The following is a 23,918-nucleotide window of genomic DNA, read 5'->3' as shown; positions in this document are numbered from 1 at the left end:
AGGCGCAGGGCCGAATGAAACTAACAATAAATATAAGACGAGGAAACCTATGCAAAACCCATCACTGGCAGGCAATCCTGTAGTGCCCATGGAGCAGGAAGAGCAACACCTGCTGCGAAAAGTAGCGTGGCGACTGGTCCCGCTGATTATGACCTGCTTCGTTGTGGCGTATTTTGACCGCGTCAATATCAGCTTCGCAAAGCTGCAGATGCAGTCAGAGTTAGGACTGAGTGATGCTGCCTACGGATTGGGCGCCAGCATGTTCTTCATCGGCTATCTGCTGTTTGAGATTCCCAGCAACCTGATTCTGGTGCGGGTCGGCGCGCGTCGATGGATTGCACGGATCATGGTCACCTGGGGCACGGCATCGGCGGCGATGATGTTCGTCCACACCGAAGCCATGTTCTACGTGCTGCGGTTTCTACTGGGTGTGTTAGAGGCGGGTTTTGTTCCCGGCGTCATGTACTTTTTCATGCAGTGGTTTCCCGCCAAGCAGCGGGGTCGAATCAACTCGTTCTTCTTCGGCGCGAGCGCCTTGTCCGGAATTCTGGGCGGACCGCTGGCGGGCGGCATCATGAAGTACCTGAACGGCATTCACGGACTGTCGGGCTGGCAGTGGTTGTTCCTCCTCGAAGGCATCCCGTCGGTCGTTCTCGGCATTGTAGTTTTGTGTGTGCTCGATGATCGAATAGAAGATGCAAAATGGCTTAAACTTTCCGAAAAAACCATGCTGTCTGACCTTCTCCGTCGTGAGCATAAGGTGCACTCATCGCATTCGCTCAAGGATGCGTTGCGTAACCCTATCACCTACATGCTGTCGCTCATTTACTTGGGCTTGTGTGCGGGCATCTACGGGATTTTTTTCTGGATGCCGCAGTTAGTCAGAACCGCTGGCAACGCGGACCCGCTCGAGATCGGCATCATCACCATGCTGCCGTACTTCGCCGCCCTTATAGGTATTGTGCTCATTGGCCGAAGTTCGGACCGGACGGGTGAGCGGCGCTGGCACTTGGTAGGCTGTGTGCTCGCCGGACTGCTGGGTTATGTGGTGTGCGCCACCTTCGGCGATAACACGGTGCTGCTGGTCATCGGCCTTAGCATTGCAACGACAGGTCTGATTTCGTCCTTTGCGCTGTTCTGGGTATATCCGCCTCGTGTGCTGACCGGTGTAGCGGCAGCGGGGGGGATCGCGCTTATCAATTCCATCGGGCAGCTCGGCGGTGTTTTCGCGCCTTATATGGTCGGCAGGGTCAAAGACTTGACCGGCAGCGCCTCCATGGGTTTGTACGCTATCGCAGCCGTGTGCGGTGTGGCTGCCTTGTTGATCGCGTGGGGATTACCACGTGACATTCACTTTATTGAATCAAAGGAGACATCTGATGCGTCCTAACAGAGTGCTCGAATGTTGGGCCGACGGTCGTGCTGCAGTATCCGGTTGGTTGGCCATCGGCAATAGCTACAGTGCGGAAATTGTCGGATGGAGCGGGGTGGATTGCGTCACCGTGGACCTGCAACATGGCATGACCGACGTCCAACAAATGATCGGCATGTTGCAGGCCATCTCGGCAACACCGGCGACGCCGTTTGTCAGGGTGGGCTCGTGTGATGCGACGATCATGATGAAGGCGCTCGATGCTGGCGCTTATGGGCTGATTTGCCCCATGGTGGACAACGCGGGGCAAGCGCAGGAATTTGTCAGTGCGACCCACTATCCGCCCCTTGGATTGCGCAGCTTCGGCCCAACGCGCGGCCTGCTTTACGGCGGCCCGGATTATTTTCAGCACGCCGATCAAACCATCGTCCGGCTCGCCATGATCGAGACGCTGCCGGGCCTGGAGGCGGTGAAAGAGATCCTGGCGGTCGACGGCTTGCAAGGCATCTTTATCGGTCCTGCCGACCTGGGTTTAGCCTTAGGTAAAGGGCCGGTTGGGGACCCTGTCGATCCTCAGGTACTCGAAGCCATTGAGCTTTGCCGAAAAGCGGCGGTAGAGGCCGGAAAGTACATCGGTATTTTTTGCACCTCGGGCGCCGTCGCCGCACGGTATGCGGCACAAGGTTTCCATTTTGTTGTGCCTAATCACGACGCCAACCTGCTCAAGGCAGCCATGACGACGGAAGTAAAGGCCGCCAGAGGCTGATTTTGCGCTGAAGGCTATTCCTCACTGGGCGTTGATTATCCCGGTGAGGCGTTAGAAGCAATGAAGTGCTGGTCATTCCCTTGACCAGATGCTGCGAATCTCAACGATGCACTTCAATCATTATTCCGCAATACCGGCGTAAGGCACATCTTTGTGGCCATAGCGGCGGACGCGGATATTGGCTTGTTCTCCGTGTCCGGAAAAGCCTTCCAGCGCGCACAAACGAGAGCAATACGACCCGATCATTGCCGAGGCTTCGTCATTCATTATTTTCTGATACGTACAGGTCTTTAGAAACTTCCCGACCCACAATCCACCGGTATAACGCGCCGCCTTTTTGGTCGGTAGCGTGTGGTTAGTGCCGATAACTTTGTCGCCAAACGCCACGTTAGTACGCGGGCCCAAGAACAGCGCGCCGTAGTTGCGCATGTTCGCCAAGAACCAGTCTGGGTCCTTGGTCATCACCTGCACGTGCTCAAATGCCAGCTTGTTGGCGATGTCCAACATCTCTTCGTCACTGTCCGCAACGATGATCTCACCAAAATTCTCCCACGCTTTACGGGCGATGGGCGCAGTCGGCAAAATCGCCAACAGCCGCTCAATATGAGCCATGGTGTCGAGGGCCAGCGAATGTGAGGTGGTCAACAGAATGGCGGGGGAGTCCGGCCCGTGCTCCGCCTGCCCCAACAGATCCGTCGCACAAATCTCCCCATCGACGCTCTCGTCAGCGATTACCAACGTCTCGGTTGGTCCGGCAAACAGATCAATCCCCACGCGGCCAAACAGCTGACGCTTAGCCTCAGCCACAAACGCATTACCCGGTCCGACCAGAATATCCACAGGGGATATGGTCTCAGTGCCGATCGCCATCGCACCAATCGCCTGAATACCCCCAAGGCAATAGATCTCATCAGCCCCCGCCATGTGCTGGGCGGCGACGATGGCGTGGGCTGGTTTGCCGTTGAATGGCGGCGCAGCAGTAATGATGCGCGGGACACCGGCTACCTTTGCGGTGATGACGGACATATGGGCAGACGCCAGCAGAGGATATTTCCCACCAGGCACATAACACCCCGCCGCGTTTACGGGCAGATTTTTGTGACCAAGAATGACGCCTGGCAGGGTCTCAACTTCAATGTCGTGGATGCTGTTGCGCTGGTGCTGTGCGAAATTTCGTACCTGAGTTTGGGCAAACTCAATGTCAGCGATGTCTCGTTTGGTCAGTTGTGAATAACACGCCTCAATTTCGGTAGTCGTTAACCGATAGCTGTCACGCTCCATTTTATCGAACTTGAACGCGAGCTCTCTCACCGCCGCGTCGCCGCGCGCCTCAATGTCGGCCAGTATAGTTTCAACTGTTTCACGAACCTGCCGGTCAGCCGATTTAACAGCCTCGACCCCCACGCTTCTCTTCAGCCAATTCGCCATGGTGCTCTCCAGAACTTATTTTTTACGAGTGATTGCATACGTATGCAATCTATCATAAAAGACTGTTGGGTAGTTTGGAAAGGGGTACATGGGTACGATGACGCAATTGTCGTCGAGCAGGATTTAACATTCATGGCTGAAACCATTCGCCGCCCTGTCACTGCGCACGATGTAGCGAGGCTGGCGGGCGTCTCTCAATCTGCGGTGTCACGCACCTACACCAAAGGCGCAAGCGTGGGGCAGAAGACTCGGGAGAAGGTCGAGGCGGCATCGGCAGCACTGGGTTATCGGCCTAACCTGGTGGCTCGGTCCCTCATCACTCGTCGTTCGAACCTTATCGGCGTCGTGGTACCCAGCCTGGAAAATCCGTTTTACTCCAATGTGCTTGAAGCGTTGTCCAAGGCATTTGAAGTTTCTGGATACGGTGTGTTGCTATTTTCCACAGCTGGTAAAGATGACTCCGATCCCGTACTAGAAGAAGTGCTGCGCCATCGAGTAGATGCGCTCATTCTGGTGTCTTCTAGCCTGTCGTCGCATTTCGCGCAAGAGTGCAAACAAATCGGTCTTCCGGTCGTGCTACTCAACCGAAAAAACGACAGCCTGGCGGTGTCCAGCGTGACCAGTGACAACGCTGAAGGGGGAGCGGTCATTGCTGATTTTCTGGTTGCATCGGGCCATAAATCGCTGGCCTTCATCGCCGGCATTAATGGCTCCTCAACCAGTCGAGACCGCGAGCACAGCTTTACAAAACGGCTTGAGGAACACGGGTATGAAGCACCGTTGCGAGAAGTAGGTGACTACACGTTTCAGGGTGCAATGGACGCTACGCGGCGGCTTATCGCCCGCGAAAATCGCCCCGACGGAATCTTTTGTGCAAATGATTTAATGGCCATCGCCGCCATTAACGTGATTGAGCGAGAGTATGGGCTGATCCCCGGGCGAGATATTTCGGTCATAGGCTTCGACAACATCGCCATGGCAGCCTGGCCAGCAGTCGCGCTGACTACTTATCGTCAACCTCTCGACCAATTCGTCCAAAACGCCGTCGACATTATCGAAGCGCAATTGACCAACCGCGCCACACCCGCGATACAAAAAGTACTCGCTGGGCACCTGATCGTTCGGGGAAGTGCGCGGTTGCCGGAGACAGGGTTTGCTGACGTTGATGGCGAGCGGGTATGGCGGGCGACAGTATAAACCTGCTACTGAGCCGTCCACCCACCATCGATCTTGAGCGACGTACCGGTCACCATTCGCGAAGCTGGCCCCGCAAGGTAAAGGGCCGCGCCAACGATGTCTTCCATCTGCGCCATGCGCCCCAGGGGGATTTTTGAGACAAAGCTTTCAATGGCGCCTGGTGCGCTGGCGATTTTTCGGATCATCGGCGTATCCACGAACGTTGGGCAAATCGTGTTGACCCTGATATTGCGGCTTGCAAATTCAATGGCCATTGCTTTGGTCAAACCCTCAACCGCGTGTTTGGTCATGCAATAGGCCGTCCGGTTGGCCGCACCCACATGGCCCATTTGCGAAGACACGTTGATCACCGAACCGCTCTCATGACCCGTGCGCTCCAGCATCTTCGCCACAGCCGCCTGCGCCACTACATAACACGCCCGGATGTTCAGATTCAGCATCTCGTCTAGGTGCTCATCTCGCATTTCCAACATAGGTTCTGGGTAATTGGTGCCTGCGTTGTTCACCAGAATGTCGAGGCTGGGCAGTGCATTGATCATCGCCCTAATGGCCGCGCTGTCCGTCACGTCACATACCACCGTGCGCGCCTGGCCGCCAGCCAGGCAAATCAACTCTGCGACCTCAATCAGCCTGGATTCCGTTCTTCCGACCAGCACCACACCAGCACCCGCAGCACTCAACGTATGAGCGATACCCGCTCCAATGCCCCCGCCCGCGCCGGTAATAAGTGCTGTTTTACCGTCCAGACGAAAGGACGGCATTCCAAAAAAATTGCTCGACACAACCATGATGACCTCAGTTTTGCATTCGTATGCAATCGATCATATAGAGTTTGGCAGATGAATGAAAAGGTTGAGGAGAGGAGGTGAGGTTGGTTTGATTGTATTTGACTAAGCAAGACGGATCAGGGAGGGCTTGAGTGCAATCAACTGATCCAGAAATGCCTGCATGCAAAAGCTACCAAACAAGCTTTCGCCCTAATCCAACCAATCACCCACAAAAAAGCCCGCTTTCGCGGGCTTCTTGTGTATCTAATACAAGCCGGTAGAGACCTGTACTTCCTGCTATTTGGTGCCCCGAGGGAGACTCGAACTCCCACTCCTTTCGAAAACGGATTTTGAATCCGCCGCGTCTACCGATTCCGCCATCAGGGCTTGTTGGCGGCGGAGTATAGAGATGAGACTACCGTTGGTCAACAACTGTTTCTTGGTGAATTTTAGCTATTTCCGCTAGACTCTACGGCCCTGCTAAACGAACCCCATCATGCGCGTTGCTGACTTTACCTTCGAGCTCCCGGATTCATTGATCGCTCGCCATCCTTTGGCTGAGCGTCGCGGCAGTCGTTTGTTGACCCTGGACGGGGTTAGCGGCGCGCTGGCTCATCGACAATTTACCGATTTGCTGGAGCATTTGCGCCCCGGTGATTTGATGGTGTTCAACAATACCCGGGTGATTCCGGCGCGGTTGTTCGGGCAGAAGGCTTCTGGCGGCAAGCTGGAGATTCTGATCGAGCGCGTGCTGGACAGCCATCGGGTGTTGGCGCATGTGCGGTCCAGCAAGTCGCCCAAGCCCGGCTCGATGATTTTGATCGATGGTGGTGGCGAGGCTGAGATGCTGGCGCGGCACGACACGCTGTTTGAGCTGCGGTTTGCCGAGGAAGTCTTGCCGTTGCTGGATCGGGTGGGCCACATGCCGTTGCCGCCTTATATAGATCGCCCAGACGACACGGCTGACCGCGAGCGTTATCAGACGGTCTATGCCCAGCGCTCCGGCGCGGTGGCTGCGCCCACTGCTGGTCTGCATTTCGATCAGCCGCTGATGGATGCGATTGCGCAGATGGGCGTTTCAACCGCGTTCGTCACCTTGCACGTCGGCGCGGGTACGTTCCAGCCGGTGCGTGTTGAACGCATCGAAGACCATCACATGCACAACGAATGGCTGGAAGTCAGCCAAGAGGTGGTCGATGCCGTCGCCGCCTGTCGTTTGCGCGGCGGGCGAGTCATTGCGGTGGGCACTACGAGCGTGCGCTCGCTGGAAAGCGCCGCCCGTGATGGCGTGTTGAAGCCGTTCAGCGGCGACACCGACATCTTCATCTACCCAGGCCGGCCGTTTCATGTGGTCGACGCCTTGGTCACCAATTTCCATTTGCCGGAATCCACGCTGTTGATGCTGGTTTCGGCATTCGCCGGTTACCCAGAAGCCATGGCTGCCTACGCGGCAGCGGTGGAGCATGGTTACCGCTTCTTTAGTTACGGGGATGCGATGTTTATCACGCGTAATCCCGCGCCGACCGCTCCGCAGGAATCGGAATCGGCCCCAGAGGATCAAGCATGAGTCGCACCAGTCGTATGTCTTTCGAGTTGCTGGCCACTGATGGCAAAGCGCGTCGTGGTCGCATTACTTTTCCCCGGGGCGTGGTTGAAACCCCTGCGTTCATGCCGGTCGGCACCTACGGCACGGTGAAAGGCATGCTGCCTCGGGACATTGTGGCCACCGGCGCGCAGATGATTCTGGGTAACACGTTCCACCTGTGGCTGCGCCCTGGCACTGAAGTCATCAAGCGTCACGGGGACTTGCATGACTTCATGCAGTGGAGCGGCCCGATTCTGACTGACTCCGGTGGTTTTCAGGTGTTCAGCCTCGGTGCCATGCGTAAGATCAAGGAGGAGGGCGTTACCTTCGCCTCTCCAGTGGACGGTGCCAAAGTGTTCATGGGGCCGGAAGAGTCGATGCAGGTCCAGCGTGATCTGGGTTCGGACATCGTGATGATTTTCGACGAATGCACGCCGTACCCGGCCGACGAAGACGTTGCGCGGATCTCCATGGAGCTGTCCTTGCGTTGGGCCAAGCGTTCGAAAATCGCCCATGGCGAGAACACGGCTGCGCTGTTCGGCATCGTCCAGGGCGGCATGCACCAGGATTTGCGCATGCGCTCCCTCGAAGGTCTGGATGAGATCGGCTTTGACGGCTTGGCCATTGGCGGTCTGTCGGTGGGCGAGCCCAAGCACGAGATGATCAAGGTGCTGGACTACCTGCCGGGAATGATGCCGGCTGACAAACCTCGTTACTTGATGGGCGTGGGCAAGCCGGAAGACTTGGTTGAAGGTGTGCGCCGCGGTATCGATATGTTCGATTGCGTGATGCCTACCCGCAACGCGCGCAACGGTCATTTGTTCATTGATACCGGCGTGCTGAAAATTCGCAATGCGTTCCATCGCCATGACGATTCGTCGTTGGATCCGACCTGCGATTGCTACACCTGCCAGAACTTCTCGCGCGCCTATTTGCACCACTTGGATAAGTGCGGAGAAATGCTAGGAAGTATGCTCAATACCATTCATAACTTGCGGCATTACCAAGTGCTTATGGCTGGTTTGCGCGAGGCTATTCAACAGGGTACATTGGCCGCCTTTGTGGATGCCTTCTATGCCAAACGCGGGCTGCCAACGCCGCCGTTGGATTGATTGAATACCGATTTTTTGCTGATTTCTAAAAATTTTGTAATTGGAGTGCTAAATGAGCTTTTTTATCCCTGCCGCTTTTGCGGACGCCGCTTTACCTGCCGCTGGTCCTGCTGGTTCGGGCTTTGAATGGATTTTCCTGGTCGGCTTTTTGGTCATCTTCTATCTGATGATCTGGCGCCCACAGTCCAAGCGTGCCAAAGAACAGAAAAACCTGCTGGGCAACTTGCAGAAAGGCGACGAAGTAGTCACCTCTGGCGGCATCGCTGGCAAGATCAACAAAGTGACTGATGACTTCGTGGTTATTGAAGTCTCTGACACGGTTGAACTGAAAATCCAGAAAGGCGCTATCGCCGCCACGCTGCCTAAAGGCACCTTGAAAGCGATCTAAGATTCAGTCTTTTACCAATCGACGGGGCGCGCAAGGCGCCCCGCGTTATAAGCGGGCGGCGTGATGCTGAACAAATACCCTCTGTGGAAATACGTACTGATCCTGGCAGTGCTGGTGGTCGGTGTTATTTATTCCGCACCCAATCTCTACCCTGACGATCCGGCTATTCAAATCAGCGGCGCGAGCACGGCGTTGCAGATTAATCAGGCTGACCTGGACCGAGTGAGCAAAGCGCTCGTCGACGCAGGTATTACGGTCAAAGGCGCGTCTCTGGCTGAGAATGGCAAGGGCGGTTTGTTACGTCTGACCAAGCAAGAAGACCAGTTGCCTGCCAAGGATGTCGTACGCAAGGCATTGGGCGATGATTATGTCGTTGCGCTGAACCTGGCTCGGACCACACCTACATGGTTGCGTGTCTTGGGTGCAAGCCCGATGAAGATGGGTCTGGACTTGTCTGGTGGTGTTCACTTCCTGTTGGAAGTAGACATGGACAAAGCACTGGATGCGCGCCTGAAAGTCTATGACGGCGAAGTCAAAACCTTGTTGCGCAAAGAGCGTCTGCGTTATCGCAGCCTGCCGCAGGTCGACAATGGAATCATGCTGGGTTTCGCTGATGCCGATACTCGCACTCAAGCCAGCGCACTGATTAAAAAGAACAACAACGATTTCACCTTGACCACCAGCGAGCGCGGCGATCAGTTCGTACTGCGGTTGGCCATGACTCCGGCGAAAATTGCCGAGATCCGCGAATACTCGATCAAGCAGAACTTGACCACGGTACGTAACCGGGTCAATGAACTGGGTGTCGCCGAACCTTTGGTTCAGCGTCAAGGCGCCAACCGTATTGTGGTTGAGCTGCCGGGCGTCCAAGACACCGCTGAAGCCAAACGTATTCTGGGCAAGACGGCCAACCTTGAATTCCGTCTGGGCGCAGGTCCCGACGATTCGAAAGCCACTACCGAAATGTTTGAGTTCCGTGAAGGCGGTCGCCCTGCGGCACCGGTTGAGCGTGGTCTGATCATCACCGGTGACCAGGTGACTGACGCCAAGGCGGGTTTCGACGAGCATGGTCGTCCGCAAGTGAACATCAAGCTTGATGGTCACGGCGGTGATCTGATGAGCCGTGCGACGCGCAGTAATGTTGGCCGTAGCATGGCGGTGATCTTCATCGAGCAGAAGCCTACAACGACTTACACCAAGCAGATGGTCAACGGCGTCGAGAAAGACGTGCCGGTGCAGTCGTTCACGGAAGAGAAGAAAATCATCAGCCTGGCGACTATCCAGTCGCCGCTGGGCAGTCAATTCCGCATCACGGGGCTGAACGGTCAGGGTGAAGCTTCCGAGCTGGCGCTGCTGCTGCGTGCCGGCGGTCTGGCTGCGCCGATGTACTTCGCTGAAGAGCGGACCATTGGTCCGAGCCTGGGCGCAGACAACATCACCAAGGGTATCCATGCATCGCTATGGGGCATGCTGTTTGTGTCGCTGTTCATTATGGCTATCTACCGTTTCTTCGGTCTGATTGCTACGGTTGCACTGGCGGTGAACATGGTGCTGCTGCTGGCATTGATGTCCTTGCTGGGTGCAACGCTGACCCTGCCAGGTATTGCCGGTATCGTCCTGACCATGGGTATGGCGGTGGACGCCAACGTGCTGATCTTCTCGCGAATACGTGAAGAGATCGCTGGGGGCATGACCATACAGCGCGCTATCAACGAAGGCTTCGGGCGCGCATTCACTGCGATCCTCGATGCCAACCTGACAACGTTACTGGTTGGCGGCATTCTCTTTGCGATGGGCACTGGCCCGGTCAAAGGCTTTGCGGTGACCATGTCGCTCGGGATCTTTACCTCGATGTTCACGGCCATCATGGTGACCCGCGCAATGGTCAACCTGATCTATGGCGGACGTGACTTCAAGAAGTTGTGGATTTAAGGGGCTGCCATGTTACGTACCATTAACTTTATGGGCGTTCGCAATATTGCGTTCGCTATCACCATGCTCCTTACGGTGCTGGCTTTGTTCAGCTTCTTTCATAAAGGCCTGAACTACGGTTTGGACTTTACCGGCGGTACGCTCATTGAGCTGACTTACGAGCGTGCGGCAGACTTGCCGAAAGTACGTCAGGAGTTGGAAACCGCGGGTTACCACGAAGCAGTCGTTCAAAGCTTTGGCGCAACGACGGATTTGCTGGTGCGTATGCCAGGCGAAGATCCGCAGTTGGGCAATCAGGTTGCTGCAGTGCTGCGCCAGACCGGTGCGGATAACCCCGTGACCGTCAAGCGTGTGGAGTTCGTTGGTCCTCAAGTGGGTTCAGAGCTTCGTGACCAAGGCGGCCTCGGCATGCTGATGGCATTGGGTGGCGTTCTGATCTACCTGGCCTTCCGCTTCCAGTGGAAGTTTGCCGTCGGCGCCATCGTCTCGTTGATCCATGACGTGGTGGTCACCGTGGGCATCCTGTCGTTTTTCCAGGTGACGTTTGACCTGACAGTACTCGCCGCTGTACTGGCGATCATTGGTTATTCGTTGAACGACACCATTGTGGTATTTGACCGGGTTCGGGAAAACTTCCGGATTTTGCGCAAGGCGACGTTGATCGAGAACATCAATGTTTCTACCACTCAGACGCTGCTGCGGACGATGGCAACTTCGATTTCGACGTTGCTGGCGATTGTCGCATTGTGGGTCTTTGGCGGTGACAGCTTGCACGGTTTCTCCGTCGCGCTGTTTATCGGTGTACTGGCGGGTACTTACTCGTCGATCTACATCGCTAACGTTGTGCTTATTTGGCTGAGCCTAACTACTGAGGACCTCATTCCTCCGGTGATTACAGACAAGGTTGATGATCGTCCTTAGAGGCGGCCGATTGACCATTAAGGGCGTGAGTGTTGAACTCATGCCCTTTTTTGTACTCCAAGGCTAGGATTAGCGTCGGACATTTCTATTTTATAAATGCCACGCATTACTGCCAGGAGGTTCAAGTGAACAAGTCGATGCTTGTCGGTACGGTATTGGGTGCGGTTGCCGTCACTGCCGGAGGTGCATTCGCCACCTATAGCTTGGTTAAAAGCGGCCCCGAATATGCAGATGTGCTGGGAGTTCAGCCCATCAAAGAACAAGTAAAAACCCCTCGTCAAGTCTGCAAAGAGGTGGCGGTTACCCGTCAGGCGCCGGTCAAGGACCAGCATCAGATATTGGGTAGCGTATTGGGTGCGGTAGCAGGTGGTTTGTTGGGCAACCAGGTAGGCGGCGGTAAAGGTAAAACCCTCGCTACGGTCGCCGGTGCGGCGGGTGGTGGATACGCCGGCAACCGCGTTCAGGAAGGCATGCAGGAGCGCGATACTTACACCACTAATCAAACGCGGTGTAATACCGTCAATGACATCAGCGATAAAGTTGTGGGTTATGACGTGAAGTATCAATTGAACGGTAAAGTTGGTCAGGTCCGTATGGACCGTGATCCCGGTAATCAAATTCCGGTGAACAAACAGGGCCAACTAATGTTGGGTCAAGACGCTCCGCCGCCACAAACTACACAGCAATAACGTTCCGACAGGGGCAGGCACAAAAAAACCGGCTATTGCCGGTTTTTTTTTGTGCAGCATAAAACTTAGCGTTTTAGCGCGGCAGGCAAGTGCGGTGCAATCGAAGTCAACACAGCTTTAAAGCACTTGGTGTTACCGGCAACGATGTGGCCTTTTTCAAGGAAGTCGTGGCCACCGGTAAAGTCGCTCACCAAACCGCCTGCTTCTTGAATAAGCAACGCACCTGCGGCCATGTCCCATTCAGACAGGCCCGACTCCCAGAACGCGTCGAAACGACCGGCCGCTACATAAGCGAGGTCGAGACTGGCAGCGCCTGCGCGACGGATGCCGGCAGTTTGACCGACCAGGCTGCGGAACATGCCCAGGTAGTTTTCCAGGTTATCCATTTGGCCGTCACGGAACGGGAAGCCGGTACCGAGCAGGGCGCCTTCCAGGCTTTTACGCTGGCTGACACGCAGGCGGCGACCGTTAAGCGCGGCGCCACGGCCACGGCTGGCGGTGAATTCTTCCTGGCGAACCGGGTCGAGAACCACGGCGTGCTCAAGACGGCCACGGTATTTACAGGCGATGCTGACCGCGAAGTGCGGCACGCCCCGTACGAAGTTGGTGGTGCCATCGAGCGGGTCGATGATCCACAGGTAGTCGGTTCCGTCGCCGCTGCCTTCATGCAGGCCGCTTTCTTCGCCCAGAATGCCGTGGGTCGGATAGGCTTTTCGCAGGGCGGTAATAATACTCAGCTCGGCCGCGCGATCAATTTCGGTGACGTAATCTTTCGCTTCTTTTTCGTCGACCTTGATGGTATCCAAGCGCTCGATGGAGCGGAAAATCAATTCACTGGCGCTGCGGGCGGCGCGCAGCGCGATATTCAGCATGGGCTGCATGGACGTTTCACCTAGGTCGTTAAAGAAAGCCGAACATTGTAGGGGCACGGACCGATTATTTCCAGCGCGCATAGCGTCCGTAGCGTTAATCGAGGTGGTTCTGTAAGATTTGCTCCCCTTTCTCTCGTCTGTGAGAACTTGCATTGCTGCAAAATATTCGCGTTGTCCTGGTCGGTACCAGTCACCCCGGTAACATCGGCGGGGCTGCGCGCGCCATGAAAAACATGGGGCTTTCACGCTTGGTGCTGGTTGATCCGTTGGATTTCCCTTCTCATGAGGCCGAGGCGCGTGCGTCCGGGGCCAGTGATGTTCTCGCGAACGCCCACGTCGTGGCGACGCTAGAGGATGCCTTGGTGGGCTGCAATCTGGTGCTGGGCACCAGTGCCCGTGATCGCCGAATTCCCTGGCCGCTGCTTGATCCGCGTGAATGCGGTGTGATGGCGGCAGAGCAAGCAGCTGACGGCGCTGAAATTGCAATAGTGTTCGGGCGTGAATACGCTGGCTTGACCAATGAAGAGCTGCAGCGATGTCACTACCACGTGCATATCCCGTCTGACCCCGAGTTCAGTTCGCTGAATCTGGGGGCTGCGGTGCAGGTGCTGTGCTACGAAGTGCGGATGTCGTGGCTTGCCGCCCAAGGTCAGCCGACAAAAGTCGAGAAGGTCGAAGTGACCTCCACGCGTAGCTCTGAGCCTGTAACCATGGATGAGATGGAGCTGTTCTACGGCCATCTTGAAGCGACCCTGGTTGCTATCGGTTTTCTAGATCCGGAAAACCCGCGTCATCTGATGGCTCGGATGCGACGTTTGTTTGGGCGCAGTGCTGTGTACCGGTCAGAAATGAATATTTTGCGCGGCATCCTCACCGAGACGCAGAAAGTTGCGCGCGGTGAGCCCCATAAGCGGAAGGACCAATGATGTTCGAGCGTCTGCGAGAAGATATTCAAAGCGTATTCCATCGTGACCCTGCGGCGCGCAATGCGTTTGAGGTGTTGACCTGCTACCCCGGCATGCACGCGATCTGGCTTCACCGGCTGTCCCGCTATTTGTGGGATCTGGGCTGGAAATGGCTGGCGCGAGTGGTCTCTAACTTCGGGCGCTGGATGACCGGAATCGAGATTCATCCGGGGGCGACTATCGGCCGTCGTTTCTTCATCGATCACGGAATGGGCATTGTGATCGGCGAAACTGCAGAGATTGGCGATGACGTTACCTTGTACCAAGGCGTGACCTTGGGCGGCACGAGCTGGAACAAGGGAAAGCGCCATCCGACGTTGGAGGCGGGGGTGGTCGTCGGTGCTGGCGCCAAGGTGCTGGGGCCGTTCACTGTTGGTGCGGGCGCGAAGGTCGGCTCCAATGCAGTGGTCACCAAAGCCGTGCCAGCGGGTGCCACGGTTGTCGGTATTCCGGGGCGAATCATCATCAAGTCTGATGATGAGGTGGACGCCAAGCGCAAGGCCATTGCCGAGAAGCTTGGCTTCGACGCCTACGGAATCAGTGAAGACATGCCGGACCCGGTTGCGAAAGCGATTGGTCAACTGCTTGATCACATCCAAGCGGTGGATGCGCGCCTCGAAAGCATGGGCGAAGCGCTTAATAAGCTTGGCTGCGACTACAGCGCTAAAGAGCTGCCGGCGCTACGCGATGAGGTTTTTGAGTGCGTGAAAGACTGCAGCGAAACCAAAGTCGGCTAACCCTGACGCCCTGGAAGGCATAGGACCTACGGCGCGTGCCAACGCGCCTGGGCATTTGCTATGATGCTGCCGCGGTTTTGCCGGTAATCCCGACTAATTTACTAGGTCTTATAGTTGACTTAAATACTCGGGAATAGCATACTCGCCCTCATTCCGAACCTCCGCGGTACATGCCATGCGACTGACTACAAAAGGCCGATACGCTGTAACAGCCATGCTAGACCTGGCGTTACATGCGCAGCGCGGGCCAGTGTCCCTGGCCGATATTTCAGAGCGGCAAGGTATATCCCTGTCCTATCTTGAACAGCTGTTCGCCAAACTGCGTCGCAGTAATCTGGTGTCTAGCGTGCGTGGCCCAGGTGGTGGTTACCAGCTGTCCCGTGACATGCAAGGTATTCAGGTCGCGCAGGTGATCGATGCGGTTAACGAATCGGTCGATGCGACACGTTGCCAGGGGCTAGGTGATTGCCATGCTGGCGATACTTGTCTGACCCACCACTTATGGTGCGACCTCAGTCAGCAAATTCACGAATTCCTTAGCGGTATAAGCCTGGCTGACCTTGTCACTCGCCGTGAGGTACAAGAAGTCGCTCAGCGCCAGGATCTGCGTCGCAACGCATGCAGAACACCGCAGTTGGATAAGATTGAAACGTCCGCCGTCGAATGACCGTAGATGCATGAGCGGCGCGCCTGCCCGATAGGAGATATTCAATGAAATTGCCGATTTACCTCGATTACTCCGCGACGACTCCGGTCGATCCTCGCGTTGCGCAAAAAATGAGCGAATGCCTGCTGGTTGACGGAAACTTCGGCAACCCTGCATCGCGCTCTCACGTGTTCGGCTGGAAAGCAGAAGAATCCGTAGAGAATGCGCGCCGTCAGGTTGCTGATCTGGTCAACGCTGACCCACGTGAAATTGTCTGGACCTCCGGTGCCACCGAGTCCAACAATCTGGCAATCAAAGGTGTTGCACACTTTTATGCCAGCAAAGGCAAGCACCTCATCACCAACAAGATCGAGCACAAAGCGGTTTTGGACACCATGCGTCAACTGGAGCGTGAAGGGTTCGAAGTCACTTACATCGAGCCAGGCACAGACGGTCTGATCACTCCGGCGATGGTTGAAGCGGCGCTGCGCGAAGACACCATTCTGGTATCGGTCATGCACGTCAACAACGAAATCGGCACCATCAACGACATCGCGGCCATTGGTGAACTGACCCGTTCGCGCGGCGTGCTGTTCCACGTTGATGCTGCACAGTCCACCGGCAAAGTTGACATCGATCTGGCCAACCTCAAAGTTGACCTGATGTCGTTCTCCGCTCACAAAACCTACGGCCCTAAAGGCATCGGCGCGCTCTACGTGAGCCGCAAACCGCGTGTTCGCCTGGAAGCGACCATGCACGGTGGCGGTCATGAGCGTGGCATGCGTTCCGGTACGCTGGCGACTCACCAGATCGTTGGTATGGGTGAAGCGTTCCGGGTCGCCAAAGAAGACATGGCGGTTGAAAACGTCCGCATCAAAGCCTTGAGCGACCGTTTTTTCAAGCAGGTTGAACATTTGGAAGAGCTGTACGTGAACGGTAGCCAAATCTCCCGTGTACCGCACAACTTGAACCTGAGCTTCAACTACGTTGAAGGCGAATCGCTGATCATGGCGCTCAAGGATCTGGCGGTTTCGTCCGGCTCTGCGTGCACCTCGGCTTCCCTTGAGCCTTCTTATGTATTGCGCGCCCTGGGCCGCAATGACGAATTGGCGCACAGCTCGATTCGTTTTACCTTCGGCCGTTTTACCACCGAAGAAGAAATCGACTACGCCGCGCAGAAAGTGTGCGAGGCCGTTACCAAGCTGCGCGCTTTGTCGCCGCTGTGGGACATGTACAAAGACGGCGTCGACATCTCGAAGATCGAGTGGGCTGCGCACTGACAAGTCGCCAATAAGAGCGACTTTCTGATGAGTGAGGATTAAGTACCATGGCATATAGCGAAAAGGTCATAGACCACTACGAGAACCCGCGCAACGTCGGCAAGATGGACGCGGAAGATCCAGATGTTGGTACTGGCATGGTCGGCGCGCCGGCTTGCGGCGATGTAATGCGCCTGCAGATCAAGGTCAACGAACACGGCATCATCGAAGATGCCAAGTTCAAAACCTACGGTTGCGGTTCGGCTATCGCCTCCAGCTCCTTGGCTACCGAGTGGATGAAGGGCAAGACTCTGGATGAAGCAGAGACCATCACAAACACTCACCTGGCCGAAGAACTGGCGTTGCCTCCAGTTAAAATCCACTGCTCTGTACTGGCGGAAGACGCCATCAAGGCAGCTGTTCGCGACTATAAGCAGAAGAAAGGCTTGCTCTAATCCCCGAGGGAGGAGAGCCTTTACGAAGCTTGATTCAATTAAGGAGTTTCGATGTCTATCAGCATGACAGAAGCTGCCGCTCAACACGTACGTCGCTCCCTTGCAGGGCGCGGCAAAGGTGACGGGGTTCGCCTGGGTGTTCGCACTACAGGCTGTTCCGGTCTCGCCTATGTGTTGGAGTTCGTCGATGCGGCGGGCAGTGATGACACCGTGTACGAATTACACGGTGTTAAAGTGATCATCGATCCAAAAAGCCTGGTTTATCTCGATGGCACTGAACTCGATTTCGTCAAGGAAGGGTTGAACGAAGGCTTCAAGTTCAACAACCCCAACTCGCGCGGTGAATGTGGCTGCGGCGAAAGCTTCAACATCTGAGGCTGATTGTGGGTACTCCTTGTCATTTTGCTTTATTCGAGCTCAAGCCGGATTTCCGTTTGGATCTCGATCAGTTGGCCACGCGCTACCGTGAATTGGCGCGCACCGTACATCCAGACCGATTTGCTGATGCTTCCGAGCGTGAGCAGCGGTTGGCGCTAGAGCAATCAGCCAGTCTCAATGAGGCCTATCAGACGCTAAAAAACGCTCCTAAACGGGCGCGTTATTTGCTGACGTTGGGCGGTCATGAGATGCCGTTGGAAGTTACCGTGCAAGACCCTGAATTTCTTCTGCAGCAGATGCAATGGCGCGAAGAGCTTGAGGATTTGCAGGATGACGCCGACTTGGCGGGTGTTGCGGTATTCAAGCGTCGGCTTAAAGTCGCTCAGGATGAACTGAACGAAAGCTTCGCTGCCTGTTGGGATGATGCTGTACAACGCGAACTGGCCGAACGGCTGATGCGACGTATGCAGTTCCTCGACAAGCTCACCTACGAAGTGCGCCAGCTGGAAGAGCGCCTCGACGACTAACCCCGTGCCGCCTTTGGCTGCACGCCTGTGAAATTCAGATAAGCATGGCCCTACTGCAGATCGCCGAACCCGGCCAAAGTCCTCAACCGCATCAGCGTCGTCTGGCGGTTGGGATTGACTTGGGCACTACAAATTCGTTGGTCGCTGCTTTACGCAGTGGTCTTTCCGAACCGCTCGCCGATGGTGAAGGGCAGGTTATCCTGCCGTCCGCCGTGCGCTACCACGCTGATCGGATTGAAGTGGGGCAGGGCGCTAAAGACGCCGCCGCGCTTGATCCGCTCAACACCGTGTTATCAGTCAAGCGACTGATGGGCCGTGGATTGTCCGACGTGAAGCAATTGGGTGAGCAACTGCCTTACCGCTTCGTCGGCGGCGAGTCGCACATGCCCTTTATTGACACGATTCAAGGGCCTAAAAGCCCGGTAGAAGTGTCGGCAGAAATTCTCAAAGTGCTGCGTCAGCGCGCCGAAGCGACCTTGGGTGGCGAATTGGTGGGTGCGGTGATTACCGTTCCGGCTTATTTCGATGATGCTCAGCGGCAAGCCACCAAGGATGCTGCTCGGCTGGCCGGCCTCAACGTGCTGCGCCTGCTGAACGAGCCTACGGCCGCAGCGGTTGCTTATGGCCTGGATCAACACGCCGAAGGCGTGGTTGCTATCTATGACCTGGGCGGCGGCACTTTTGATATCTCCGTTTTGCGTCTGACGGGCGGCGTCTTTGAAGTCTTGGCAACCGGCGGCGACACCGCGCTGGGTGGCGATGATTTCGATCACGCCATTGCCAGCTGGATAGTGAGCGAGGCTGGGCTTTCCTCCGACCTTGATCCTTCTGCCCAACGTAGCCTGCTGCAAACTGCGTGCGCTGCCAAAGAAGCCTTGACTGAAGTCGATTCGGTCAAGGTCGTGCACGGCGACTGGCATTCGGTACTGACTCGTCAAGCGTTCGACGCGATGCTCGAACCCATGCTGGCCCGCAGCCTCAAATCATGTCGGCGCGCTATTCGCGACGCGGGCATCGAAGTCGAAGACGTTGAAGCCGTGGTCATGGTCGGCGGTTCGACCCGTGTGCCGCGTGTGCGAGAGGCTGTCGCCGAGCTGTTTGGTCGTCAACCGTTGACTGAAATCGATCCGGATCAAGTGGTAGCCATTGGTGCTGCGATCCAGGCCGATACGTTGGCGGGCAACAAGCGCGACGGTGAAGAGCTGTTGTTGCTTGATGTCATCCCGTTGTCGTTGGGGTTGGAAACCATGGGCGGGCTGATGGAGAAGGTGATTCCGCGCAACACCACCATCCCCGTCGCTCGTGCTCAGGATTTCACCACCTACAAAGACGGTCAGTCGGCGATGATGATTCATGTGCTGCAAGGCGAGCGTGAACTCATCAGCGACTGCCGTTCCTTGGCGCGCTTTGAGCTGCGCGGTATCCCGCCGATGGTCGCGGGGGCTGCAAAGATTCGCGTCACCTTCCAAGTCGATGCCGATGGTCTGCTCAGTGTTGCCGCGCGTGAGCTGGGTTCGGGAGTCGAAGCCAGCATTCAGGTCAAGCCGTCCTATGGCCTGACCGACGGCGAAATCACCCGCATGCTCAAGGATTCGTTTCAGTACGCCAGCGACGACAAGGTGGCTCGCGTACTGCGTGAGCAGCAGGTTGACGCTCAGCGCTTGCTGGAAGCAGTCCAAGGCGCGCTGGATGCAGACGGTGACCGTTTGCTGGATACAGAAGAACGCAGCGTCATCGAGGCGCAAATGCGGGACCTGAATGAATTGATGCAAGGCACGGATGGCCCCGCCATCGAGCTGCAGACCAAGCGTCTGTCGCACGTGACTGACGCTTTTGCTGCTCGCCGCCTGGATTCGACGGTTAAATCCGCGTTGGCGGGGCGCAACCTGAATGAAATCGAGGATTAACTGATGCCGCAGATCATTTTTCTGCCACACGCCGAGCATTGCCCGGACGGTATGGTCGTAGAGGCTGAGACCGGTCGATCGATTCTCGATGTGGCGCACGACCACCATATCGAGATCGAAAGCGCCTGCGGTGGCGTTTGCGCCTGCACGACCTGTCACTGCATCATTCGCGAAGGCTTTGACTCGCTGAATGAGGCCGATGAACTGGAGGAGGATTATCTTGATCGGGCGTGGGGGTTGGAGCCGCAGTCGCGCCTGACCTGTCAGGCCATTGTCGGGACTGAAGACCTGACCGTTGAGATTCCGAAATACTCCCTCAACCATGCGGCCGAAGCGGCGCACTGATCCAAGGAAGTTGTATGAGTCTTAAATGGGTTGATGTGCTGGAAATCGCTATCCAACTGGCCGAAAGCAAGCCAGAAGTGGACCCGCGTTACGTGAACTTCGTCGAACTCCAGCGTTGGGTAATCAGCCTGCCAGAGTTCAGCGATGACCCGGCGCGTGGCGGCGAGAAGGTTCTTGAGGCCATTCAGGCCGCCTGGATCGATGAGGCGGACTGAGTCAACAGTGCGCGTTAGGCAATACCCCTAAACCCGCGTACAATACGCGGGTTTAATTTTTCGCTTTAATCACCGTTTCTGGAGTTTCACCATGGCTGTTCAACGTACTTTTTCCATCATCAAGCCTGATGCTGTTGCAAAAAATGTAATCGGCGAAATCGTTACTCGTTTCGAAAAAGCTGGTCTGCAAGTTGTTGCCTCGAAAATGAAGCAGCTGTCCAAAGCTGAAGCTGAAGGTTTTTACGCTGAGCATAGCGCTCGCGGTTTCTTCGGCGACCTGGTTGCTTTCATGATTTCCGGTCCGGTTGTCGTTCAGGTTCTGGAAGGCGAAAACGCCATTGCCAAAAACCGCGAATTGATGGGCGCTACCAACCCTAAAGAAGCGGCTGCTGGCACTATCCGTGCTGATTTCGCTGATTCCATCGACGCCAACGCTGTACACGGTTCCGATTCCGAAGCTGCTGCTGCACGTGAAATCTCGTATTTCTTCGCCGCTACCGAAGTAACCGCTCGTAACGCCTAATGCTAACGAGTGAGGGTGAAAAAATGACAACATCGACTGGCAAAACCAACCTGTTGGGTCTGACTCAACCGGAAATGGAAAAATTCTTCGACTCGATCGGGGAGAAGCGTTTTCGTGCCGGTCAGGTAATGAAATGGATTCACCACTTTGGCGTCGGAGATTTCGACGCCATGACGAACGTCAGCAAGGCCTTGCGCGAAAAGCTCAAGGTCTGCGCTGAGGTTCGCGGTCCTGAAGTCGTCAGCGAGGACATTTCCACCGACGGTACCCGTAAATGGGTCGTGCGCGTGGAGTCTGGCAGCTGCGTCGAGACTGTTTATATTCCCCAGGGTAAGCGCGGCACCTTGTGTGTTTCGTCCCAGGCCGGCTGTGCGCTGGATTGCAGTTTCTGCTCCACCGGCAAGCAGGGCTTCAACAGCAACCTCACCGCCGCCGAAGTCATCGGTCAGGTGTGGATTGCCAATAAATCGTTCGGTAGCATCCCCGCTACGGTCGACCGTGCTATCACCAACGTAGTGATGATGGGCATGGGCGAGCCGCTGCTCAATTTCGACAATGTCATTTCCGCCATGCTGTTGATGATGGATGATTTGGGTTATGGCATTTCCAAGCGCCGGGTGACGTTGTCTACCTCTGGCGTGGTACCCATGATCGACGAGCTGTCCAAGCACGTTGACGTTTCGCTGGCTTTGTCGCTACATGCGCCCAACGATGCTCTGCGCAGCCAACTGGTACCTATCAACAAAAAGTACCCGCTCAAGGTTTTGCTCGAGTCGTGCCAGCGCTATATGTCATCGCTGGGCGAGAAGCGCGTATTGACCATCGAATACACCCTGTTGAAAGACATCAACGACAAGGTTGAGCACGCCATCGAAATGGCTGAGCTGCTCAAGGACATCCCTTGCAAGATCAACTTGATTCCGTTCAACCCGTTTCCGCATTCGGGCTATGAACGCCCGAGCAACAATGCGATTCGCCGGTTTCAGGATCAGTTGCATCAGGCCGGCTACAACGTCACTGTGCGCACTACTCGCGGCGAAGATATCGACGCTGCATGTGGCCAGTTGGTGGGTCTGGTCAACGACCGCACTCGGCGCAGCGAGCGTTATATCGCTGTGCGTGAGTTGAGTGCCGAGGCTGATGTGGTTCAAAGCACCGCGACGTCGAACTGATCGGGATTATGTTCATGAGTCTGCGCACTGCGCTGTTGCTATGTTTGGTTAACGTTCTGGTCGGCTGTGTGTCATCGGGCAACATCAATCCGTTGAGTACCAGCAAGGGCCGGGACGATGCGCGCGCCGCGTACGTGCAATTGGGGGTTGGCTATCTACAGCAAGGGCAGACCGAACTGGCCAAGGTTCCGCTGAAAAAAGCCCTCGATATGGACAGCTCCGACCCTGATGCCAACGCGGCGTTAGCATTGGTCTTTCAGGCCGAAATGGAGCCGGAACTGGCGGACAAACAGTTTCTAAAAGCGCTGTCGGCAAGTCCGGGTGACGCGCGAATCCTGAATAATTACGGCAGTTTTCTCTACGATCAAAAGCGATATAAAGACGCTTATGAGCGTTTTCAGCAGGCCGCCGCCGATACCTTGTATCCAGAACGCTCCAGGGTTTTCGAGAGCTTGGGGATGACCTCGATGAGGCTTGGGAAGCGTGACGAAGCCGTGACGTTTTTCACCAAAGCCTTGGGGCTTAATCCTCGGCAGCCGCGAACATTGCTGGAAATGGCTGAGTTAGCGTACGGAGACGGGCATTATGTGCCCTCGCGTGACTATTACGACCGTTTTAGCCAACTGAGCGATCAAAATGCACGTAGTCTATTGCTCGGTACGCGATTGGCTAAACGTTATGACGATCGCAACAAAGCAGCCAGCTATGGGTTGCAATTAAAAAGACTCTATCCCGGTTCGCCGGAATATCAGCAATACCAGTCGGAGCAATGATGAAAGCGGCGCATCCCGAAGTTGTAGCAGCCACTCGTGTGAACCCAGGCGAAACCTTGCGCCAAGGCCGCGAGAGCAAAAATTGGTCGCTGCCTGATGTGGCTTCGAGGCTGAACCTCACCGTGACCTCTCTGGGCAACGTGGAAAACGGCGATTTTGAGAAGCTGCCAGGCAATACATTCGCTCGGGGTTATATCCGCGCCTATGCCAAATTGCTCGGCCTCGATCAGACCGCTCTTGTTCAGCAGTTCGATCACTACACCGGGACTGACTCCCATGGCAGCAATGTACACAGCCTGGGCCGTATCGAAGAGCCCGTGCGGTTGTCACACAATATTTTGCGCATCGTCAGCTTGTTGCTGCTGGTGGTGCTGGTAGGTGGCGGCTTCTTCTGGTGGCAAGACCAGGCGTCGATGCGCGGCAAGGAATTGGTCAACACCAATCTGGAGCATGTCGAAGTCGAAAGTGCTGACGGCACGACCCAGATTCATCCTCTGGATGAGCCGGAAGATCAGGCCGTGGCGCAAGCTCAAGGCACCACCTCGGCATTGCCGCTTCCGGCCGGTGCTCAAGCCGCTGAAGTCGCGCCTGCTACGACTGTTCCTCCAGTCGTAGCACCGAGTGCTGGCGTACCTGCAGCGCCAGTCCATGTTGTGCCTGTAACACCGGCAACCACCGTTTCGCCGACACCCGCCACCACAACGCCGGTAACTACGGCAGGCGTGCCGTCGGTACCGGAGGCAGGTGCCGGGCTGGTCACTCTGCATTATGTGGCCGATTGCTGGACCCAAGTGACCGATGGCAATGGAAAAGTATTGCTGAGCGGTGTCAAGCGTAAAGGCGAAAACCTGGATGTCAGCGGCAAGCCGCCATTTACCGTGCGGTTGGGCTTCGCCCGCGGTGTTCAGGTGACCTATAACGGCCAGGCCGTTGATCTGGCTCCTTTTTCCAGCGGCGAAACTGCTCGCCTTAAACTAGGGCAATAAG

The 23,918-nt window shown here is 56.0% G+C and carries 26 protein-coding genes and 1 tRNA gene; 23 read left to right on the top strand and 4 right to left on the bottom strand.

Annotation, left to right across the window (positions count from 1 at the left end; translation table 11 throughout):
* Positions 1-88: 88 nt before the first annotated feature.
* Both RHM65_RS00215 and RHM65_RS00210 read left to right on the top strand, forming a co-directional pair.
* Positions 89-1,390, top strand: coding sequence for an MFS transporter (locus RHM65_RS00215; RefSeq protein ID WP_322167947.1), 1,302 nt, complete (start codon positions 89-91; stop codon positions 1,388-1,390).
* Positions 1,380-2,138, top strand: coding sequence for an HpcH/HpaI aldolase family protein (locus RHM65_RS00210; protein ID WP_322167948.1), 759 nt, complete (start codon positions 1,380-1,382; stop codon positions 2,136-2,138). Before RHM65_RS00215 ends, RHM65_RS00210 begins: the two co-directional genes overlap by 11 nt.
* Before the next feature lie 120 nt (positions 2,139-2,258).
* Here RHM65_RS00210 and hisD read toward each other — a convergent pair whose 3' ends face one another.
* The gene (hisD, locus tag RHM65_RS00205; protein WP_322167949.1) at positions 2,259-3,566 is read right to left on the bottom strand and encodes a histidinol dehydrogenase; all 1,308 of its coding nucleotides are present in this window, start codon (positions 3,564-3,566) and stop codon (positions 2,259-2,261) included.
* Between the two features lie 132 nt (positions 3,567-3,698).
* On the opposite strand from hisD, the gene RHM65_RS00200 reads away from it, so the two are divergent.
* Positions 3,699-4,763 (top strand): LacI family DNA-binding transcriptional regulator, encoded by a 1,065-nt coding sequence (locus RHM65_RS00200; protein ID WP_322167950.1) that lies wholly within the window; start codon positions 3,699-3,701, stop codon positions 4,761-4,763.
* Positions 4,764-4,768: 5 nt separating this feature from the next.
* On the opposite strand, the gene RHM65_RS00195 is transcribed toward RHM65_RS00200, so the two are convergent.
* Positions 4,769-5,524, bottom strand: coding sequence for an SDR family NAD(P)-dependent oxidoreductase (locus tag RHM65_RS00195; RefSeq protein WP_322167951.1), 756 nt, complete (start codon positions 5,522-5,524; stop codon positions 4,769-4,771).
* 308 nt (positions 5,525-5,832) lie between these two features.
* Positions 5,833-5,917 (bottom strand) — tRNA-Leu (locus RHM65_RS00190).
* A gap of 109 nt (positions 5,918-6,026) precedes the next feature.
* Between RHM65_RS00190 and queA the strand changes: the two genes are divergently transcribed.
* From queA to RHM65_RS00160, 6 genes are all read left to right on the top strand, one after another.
* Positions 6,027-7,097 (top strand): tRNA preQ1(34) S-adenosylmethionine ribosyltransferase-isomerase QueA, encoded by a 1,071-nt coding sequence (gene queA / locus RHM65_RS00185; protein ID WP_322167952.1) that lies wholly within the window; start codon positions 6,027-6,029, stop codon positions 7,095-7,097.
* 14 nt (positions 7,098-7,111) lie between these two features.
* Positions 7,112-8,227: a tRNA guanosine(34) transglycosylase Tgt gene (tgt, locus tag RHM65_RS00180; protein WP_322170764.1), complete on the top strand. Its 1,116-nt coding sequence runs from the start codon at positions 7,112-7,114 to the stop codon at positions 8,225-8,227.
* Between the two features lie 52 nt (positions 8,228-8,279).
* Positions 8,280-8,615 carry a preprotein translocase subunit YajC gene (yajC, locus tag RHM65_RS00175; RefSeq protein ID WP_322184146.1) on the top strand — a complete coding sequence of 112 codons (336 nt, stop codon included), beginning with the start codon at positions 8,280-8,282 and terminating at the stop codon, positions 8,613-8,615.
* A gap of 63 nt (positions 8,616-8,678) precedes the next feature.
* A complete protein-coding gene (secD, locus tag RHM65_RS00170; RefSeq protein ID WP_322167954.1) occupies positions 8,679-10,547 on the top strand; it encodes a protein translocase subunit SecD in 1,869 nt (622 codons plus the stop codon).
* A gap of 9 nt (positions 10,548-10,556) precedes the next feature.
* Entirely contained in the window at positions 10,557-11,468 is a 912-nt protein-coding gene (secF, locus tag RHM65_RS00165) for a protein translocase subunit SecF (RefSeq protein WP_322167955.1), read from the top strand.
* A 125-nt stretch (positions 11,469-11,593) separates the two neighbouring features.
* Entirely contained in the window at positions 11,594-12,157 is a 564-nt protein-coding gene (locus tag RHM65_RS00160) for a glycine zipper 2TM domain-containing protein (protein WP_322167956.1), read from the top strand.
* Between the two features lie 65 nt (positions 12,158-12,222).
* On the opposite strand, the gene suhB is transcribed toward RHM65_RS00160, so the two are convergent.
* The gene (gene suhB, locus RHM65_RS00155; protein ID WP_322167957.1) at positions 12,223-13,038 is read right to left on the bottom strand and encodes an inositol-phosphate phosphatase; all 816 of its coding nucleotides are present in this window, start codon (positions 13,036-13,038) and stop codon (positions 12,223-12,225) included.
* A 143-nt stretch (positions 13,039-13,181) separates the two neighbouring features.
* Here suhB and trmJ point away from each other — a divergent pair, with 143 nt between their 5' ends.
* From trmJ to RHM65_RS00085, 14 genes are all read left to right on the top strand, one after another.
* The gene (trmJ, locus tag RHM65_RS00150) at positions 13,182-13,955 is read left to right on the top strand and encodes a tRNA (cytosine(32)/uridine(32)-2'-O)-methyltransferase TrmJ (protein WP_322167958.1); all 774 of its coding nucleotides are present in this window, start codon (positions 13,182-13,184) and stop codon (positions 13,953-13,955) included.
* Entirely contained in the window at positions 13,955-14,731 is a 777-nt protein-coding gene (gene cysE, locus RHM65_RS00145) for a serine O-acetyltransferase (RefSeq protein WP_322170767.1), read from the top strand. Before trmJ ends, cysE begins: the two co-directional genes overlap by 1 nt.
* Before the next feature lie 175 nt (positions 14,732-14,906).
* Positions 14,907-15,398: a Fe-S cluster assembly transcriptional regulator IscR gene (gene iscR / locus RHM65_RS00140; protein ID WP_297833141.1), complete on the top strand. Its 492-nt coding sequence runs from the start codon at positions 14,907-14,909 to the stop codon at positions 15,396-15,398.
* 44 nt (positions 15,399-15,442) lie between these two features.
* Entirely contained in the window at positions 15,443-16,657 is a 1,215-nt protein-coding gene (locus RHM65_RS00135) for an IscS subfamily cysteine desulfurase (protein WP_322167959.1), read from the top strand.
* Between the two features lie 47 nt (positions 16,658-16,704).
* Positions 16,705-17,091 (top strand): Fe-S cluster assembly scaffold IscU, encoded by a 387-nt coding sequence (iscU, locus tag RHM65_RS00130; RefSeq protein WP_322167960.1) that lies wholly within the window; start codon positions 16,705-16,707, stop codon positions 17,089-17,091.
* A 51-nt stretch (positions 17,092-17,142) separates the two neighbouring features.
* Positions 17,143-17,466, top strand: a complete 324-nt coding sequence (gene iscA / locus RHM65_RS00125) for an iron-sulfur cluster assembly protein IscA (protein ID WP_322167961.1) — start codon at positions 17,143-17,145, stop codon at positions 17,464-17,466.
* An 8-nt stretch (positions 17,467-17,474) separates the two neighbouring features.
* Complete coding sequence (gene hscB / locus RHM65_RS00120; protein ID WP_322167962.1) at positions 17,475-17,996, top strand: co-chaperone HscB; 522 nt, start codon at positions 17,475-17,477, stop codon at positions 17,994-17,996.
* Between the two features lie 44 nt (positions 17,997-18,040).
* Complete coding sequence (gene hscA / locus RHM65_RS00115; protein ID WP_322167963.1) at positions 18,041-19,903, top strand: Fe-S protein assembly chaperone HscA; 1,863 nt, start codon at positions 18,041-18,043, stop codon at positions 19,901-19,903.
* Between the two features lie 3 nt (positions 19,904-19,906).
* Positions 19,907-20,248 carry an ISC system 2Fe-2S type ferredoxin gene (gene fdx / locus RHM65_RS00110; protein WP_322167964.1) on the top strand — a complete coding sequence of 114 codons (342 nt, stop codon included), beginning with the start codon at positions 19,907-19,909 and terminating at the stop codon, positions 20,246-20,248.
* Between the two features lie 14 nt (positions 20,249-20,262).
* On the top strand, positions 20,263-20,463 hold the full coding sequence (gene iscX, locus RHM65_RS00105; RefSeq protein ID WP_322167965.1) for a Fe-S cluster assembly protein IscX: 201 nt from the start codon (positions 20,263-20,265) through the stop codon (positions 20,461-20,463).
* Positions 20,464-20,554: 91 nt separating this feature from the next.
* Positions 20,555-20,986: a nucleoside-diphosphate kinase gene (ndk, locus tag RHM65_RS00100; RefSeq protein WP_322167966.1), complete on the top strand. Its 432-nt coding sequence runs from the start codon at positions 20,555-20,557 to the stop codon at positions 20,984-20,986.
* Positions 20,987-21,009: 23 nt separating this feature from the next.
* A complete protein-coding gene (rlmN, locus tag RHM65_RS00095; protein ID WP_322167967.1) occupies positions 21,010-22,158 on the top strand; it encodes a 23S rRNA (adenine(2503)-C(2))-methyltransferase RlmN in 1,149 nt (382 codons plus the stop codon).
* A 14-nt stretch (positions 22,159-22,172) separates the two neighbouring features.
* On the top strand, positions 22,173-22,931 hold the full coding sequence (gene pilW / locus RHM65_RS00090) for a type IV pilus biogenesis/stability protein PilW (RefSeq protein ID WP_322167968.1): 759 nt from the start codon (positions 22,173-22,175) through the stop codon (positions 22,929-22,931).
* Positions 22,931-23,917 (top strand): RodZ family helix-turn-helix domain-containing protein, encoded by a 987-nt coding sequence (locus RHM65_RS00085; protein WP_322167969.1) that lies wholly within the window; start codon positions 22,931-22,933, stop codon positions 23,915-23,917. The genes pilW and RHM65_RS00085 overlap by 1 nt, the downstream gene beginning before the upstream one ends.
* Position 23,918: the final 1 nt, after the last annotated feature.

This window comes from Pseudomonas sp. CCI4.2 (assembly GCF_034350045.1).
Taxonomy (GTDB): domain Bacteria; phylum Pseudomonadota; class Gammaproteobacteria; order Pseudomonadales; family Pseudomonadaceae; genus Aquipseudomonas.
This window is presented reverse-complemented; position numbering and strand designations above follow the sequence as displayed.

What these genes read in the sequence shown, in the direction of transcription:
- RHM65_RS00215 (WP_322167947.1), top strand. Translation starts at nt 89, where the DNA reads ATGGAGCAGGAAGAGCAACACCTGCTGCGAAAAGTAGCGTGGCGACTG.
- RHM65_RS00210 (WP_322167948.1), top strand. Translation starts at nt 1,380, where the DNA reads ATGCGTCCTAACAGAGTGCTCGAATGTTGGGCCGACGGTCGTGCTGCA.
- hisD (WP_322167949.1), bottom strand. Translation starts at nt 3,566, where the DNA reads ATGGCGAATTGGCTGAAGAGAAGCGTGGGGGTCGAGGCTGTTAAATCG.
- RHM65_RS00200 (WP_322167950.1), top strand. Translation starts at nt 3,699, where the DNA reads ATGGCTGAAACCATTCGCCGCCCTGTCACTGCGCACGATGTAGCGAGG.
- RHM65_RS00195 (WP_322167951.1), bottom strand. Translation starts at nt 5,524, where the DNA reads ATGCCGTCCTTTCGTCTGGACGGTAAAACAGCACTTATTACCGGCGCG.
- queA (WP_322167952.1), top strand. Translation starts at nt 6,027, where the DNA reads ATGCGCGTTGCTGACTTTACCTTCGAGCTCCCGGATTCATTGATCGCT.
- tgt (WP_322170764.1), top strand. Translation starts at nt 7,112, where the DNA reads ATGTCTTTCGAGTTGCTGGCCACTGATGGCAAAGCGCGTCGTGGTCGC.
- yajC (WP_322184146.1), top strand. Translation starts at nt 8,280, where the DNA reads ATGAGCTTTTTTATCCCTGCCGCTTTTGCGGACGCCGCTTTACCTGCC.
- secD (WP_322167954.1), top strand. Translation starts at nt 8,679, where the DNA reads ATGCTGAACAAATACCCTCTGTGGAAATACGTACTGATCCTGGCAGTG.
- secF (WP_322167955.1), top strand. Translation starts at nt 10,557, where the DNA reads ATGTTACGTACCATTAACTTTATGGGCGTTCGCAATATTGCGTTCGCT.
- suhB (WP_322167957.1), bottom strand. Translation starts at nt 13,038, where the DNA reads ATGCAGCCCATGCTGAATATCGCGCTGCGCGCCGCCCGCAGCGCCAGT.
- cysE (WP_322170767.1), top strand. Translation starts at nt 13,955, where the DNA reads ATGTTCGAGCGTCTGCGAGAAGATATTCAAAGCGTATTCCATCGTGAC.
- iscR (WP_297833141.1), top strand. Translation starts at nt 14,907, where the DNA reads ATGCGACTGACTACAAAAGGCCGATACGCTGTAACAGCCATGCTAGAC.
- RHM65_RS00135 (WP_322167959.1), top strand. Translation starts at nt 15,443, where the DNA reads ATGAAATTGCCGATTTACCTCGATTACTCCGCGACGACTCCGGTCGAT.
- iscU (WP_322167960.1), top strand. Translation starts at nt 16,705, where the DNA reads ATGGCATATAGCGAAAAGGTCATAGACCACTACGAGAACCCGCGCAAC.
- iscA (WP_322167961.1), top strand. Translation starts at nt 17,143, where the DNA reads ATGTCTATCAGCATGACAGAAGCTGCCGCTCAACACGTACGTCGCTCC.
- hscA (WP_322167963.1), top strand. Translation starts at nt 18,041, where the DNA reads ATGGCCCTACTGCAGATCGCCGAACCCGGCCAAAGTCCTCAACCGCAT.
- fdx (WP_322167964.1), top strand. Translation starts at nt 19,907, where the DNA reads ATGCCGCAGATCATTTTTCTGCCACACGCCGAGCATTGCCCGGACGGT.
- iscX (WP_322167965.1), top strand. Translation starts at nt 20,263, where the DNA reads ATGAGTCTTAAATGGGTTGATGTGCTGGAAATCGCTATCCAACTGGCC.
- ndk (WP_322167966.1), top strand. Translation starts at nt 20,555, where the DNA reads ATGGCTGTTCAACGTACTTTTTCCATCATCAAGCCTGATGCTGTTGCA.
- rlmN (WP_322167967.1), top strand. Translation starts at nt 21,010, where the DNA reads ATGACAACATCGACTGGCAAAACCAACCTGTTGGGTCTGACTCAACCG.
- pilW (WP_322167968.1), top strand. Translation starts at nt 22,173, where the DNA reads ATGAGTCTGCGCACTGCGCTGTTGCTATGTTTGGTTAACGTTCTGGTC.
- RHM65_RS00085 (WP_322167969.1), top strand. Translation starts at nt 22,931, where the DNA reads ATGAAAGCGGCGCATCCCGAAGTTGTAGCAGCCACTCGTGTGAACCCA.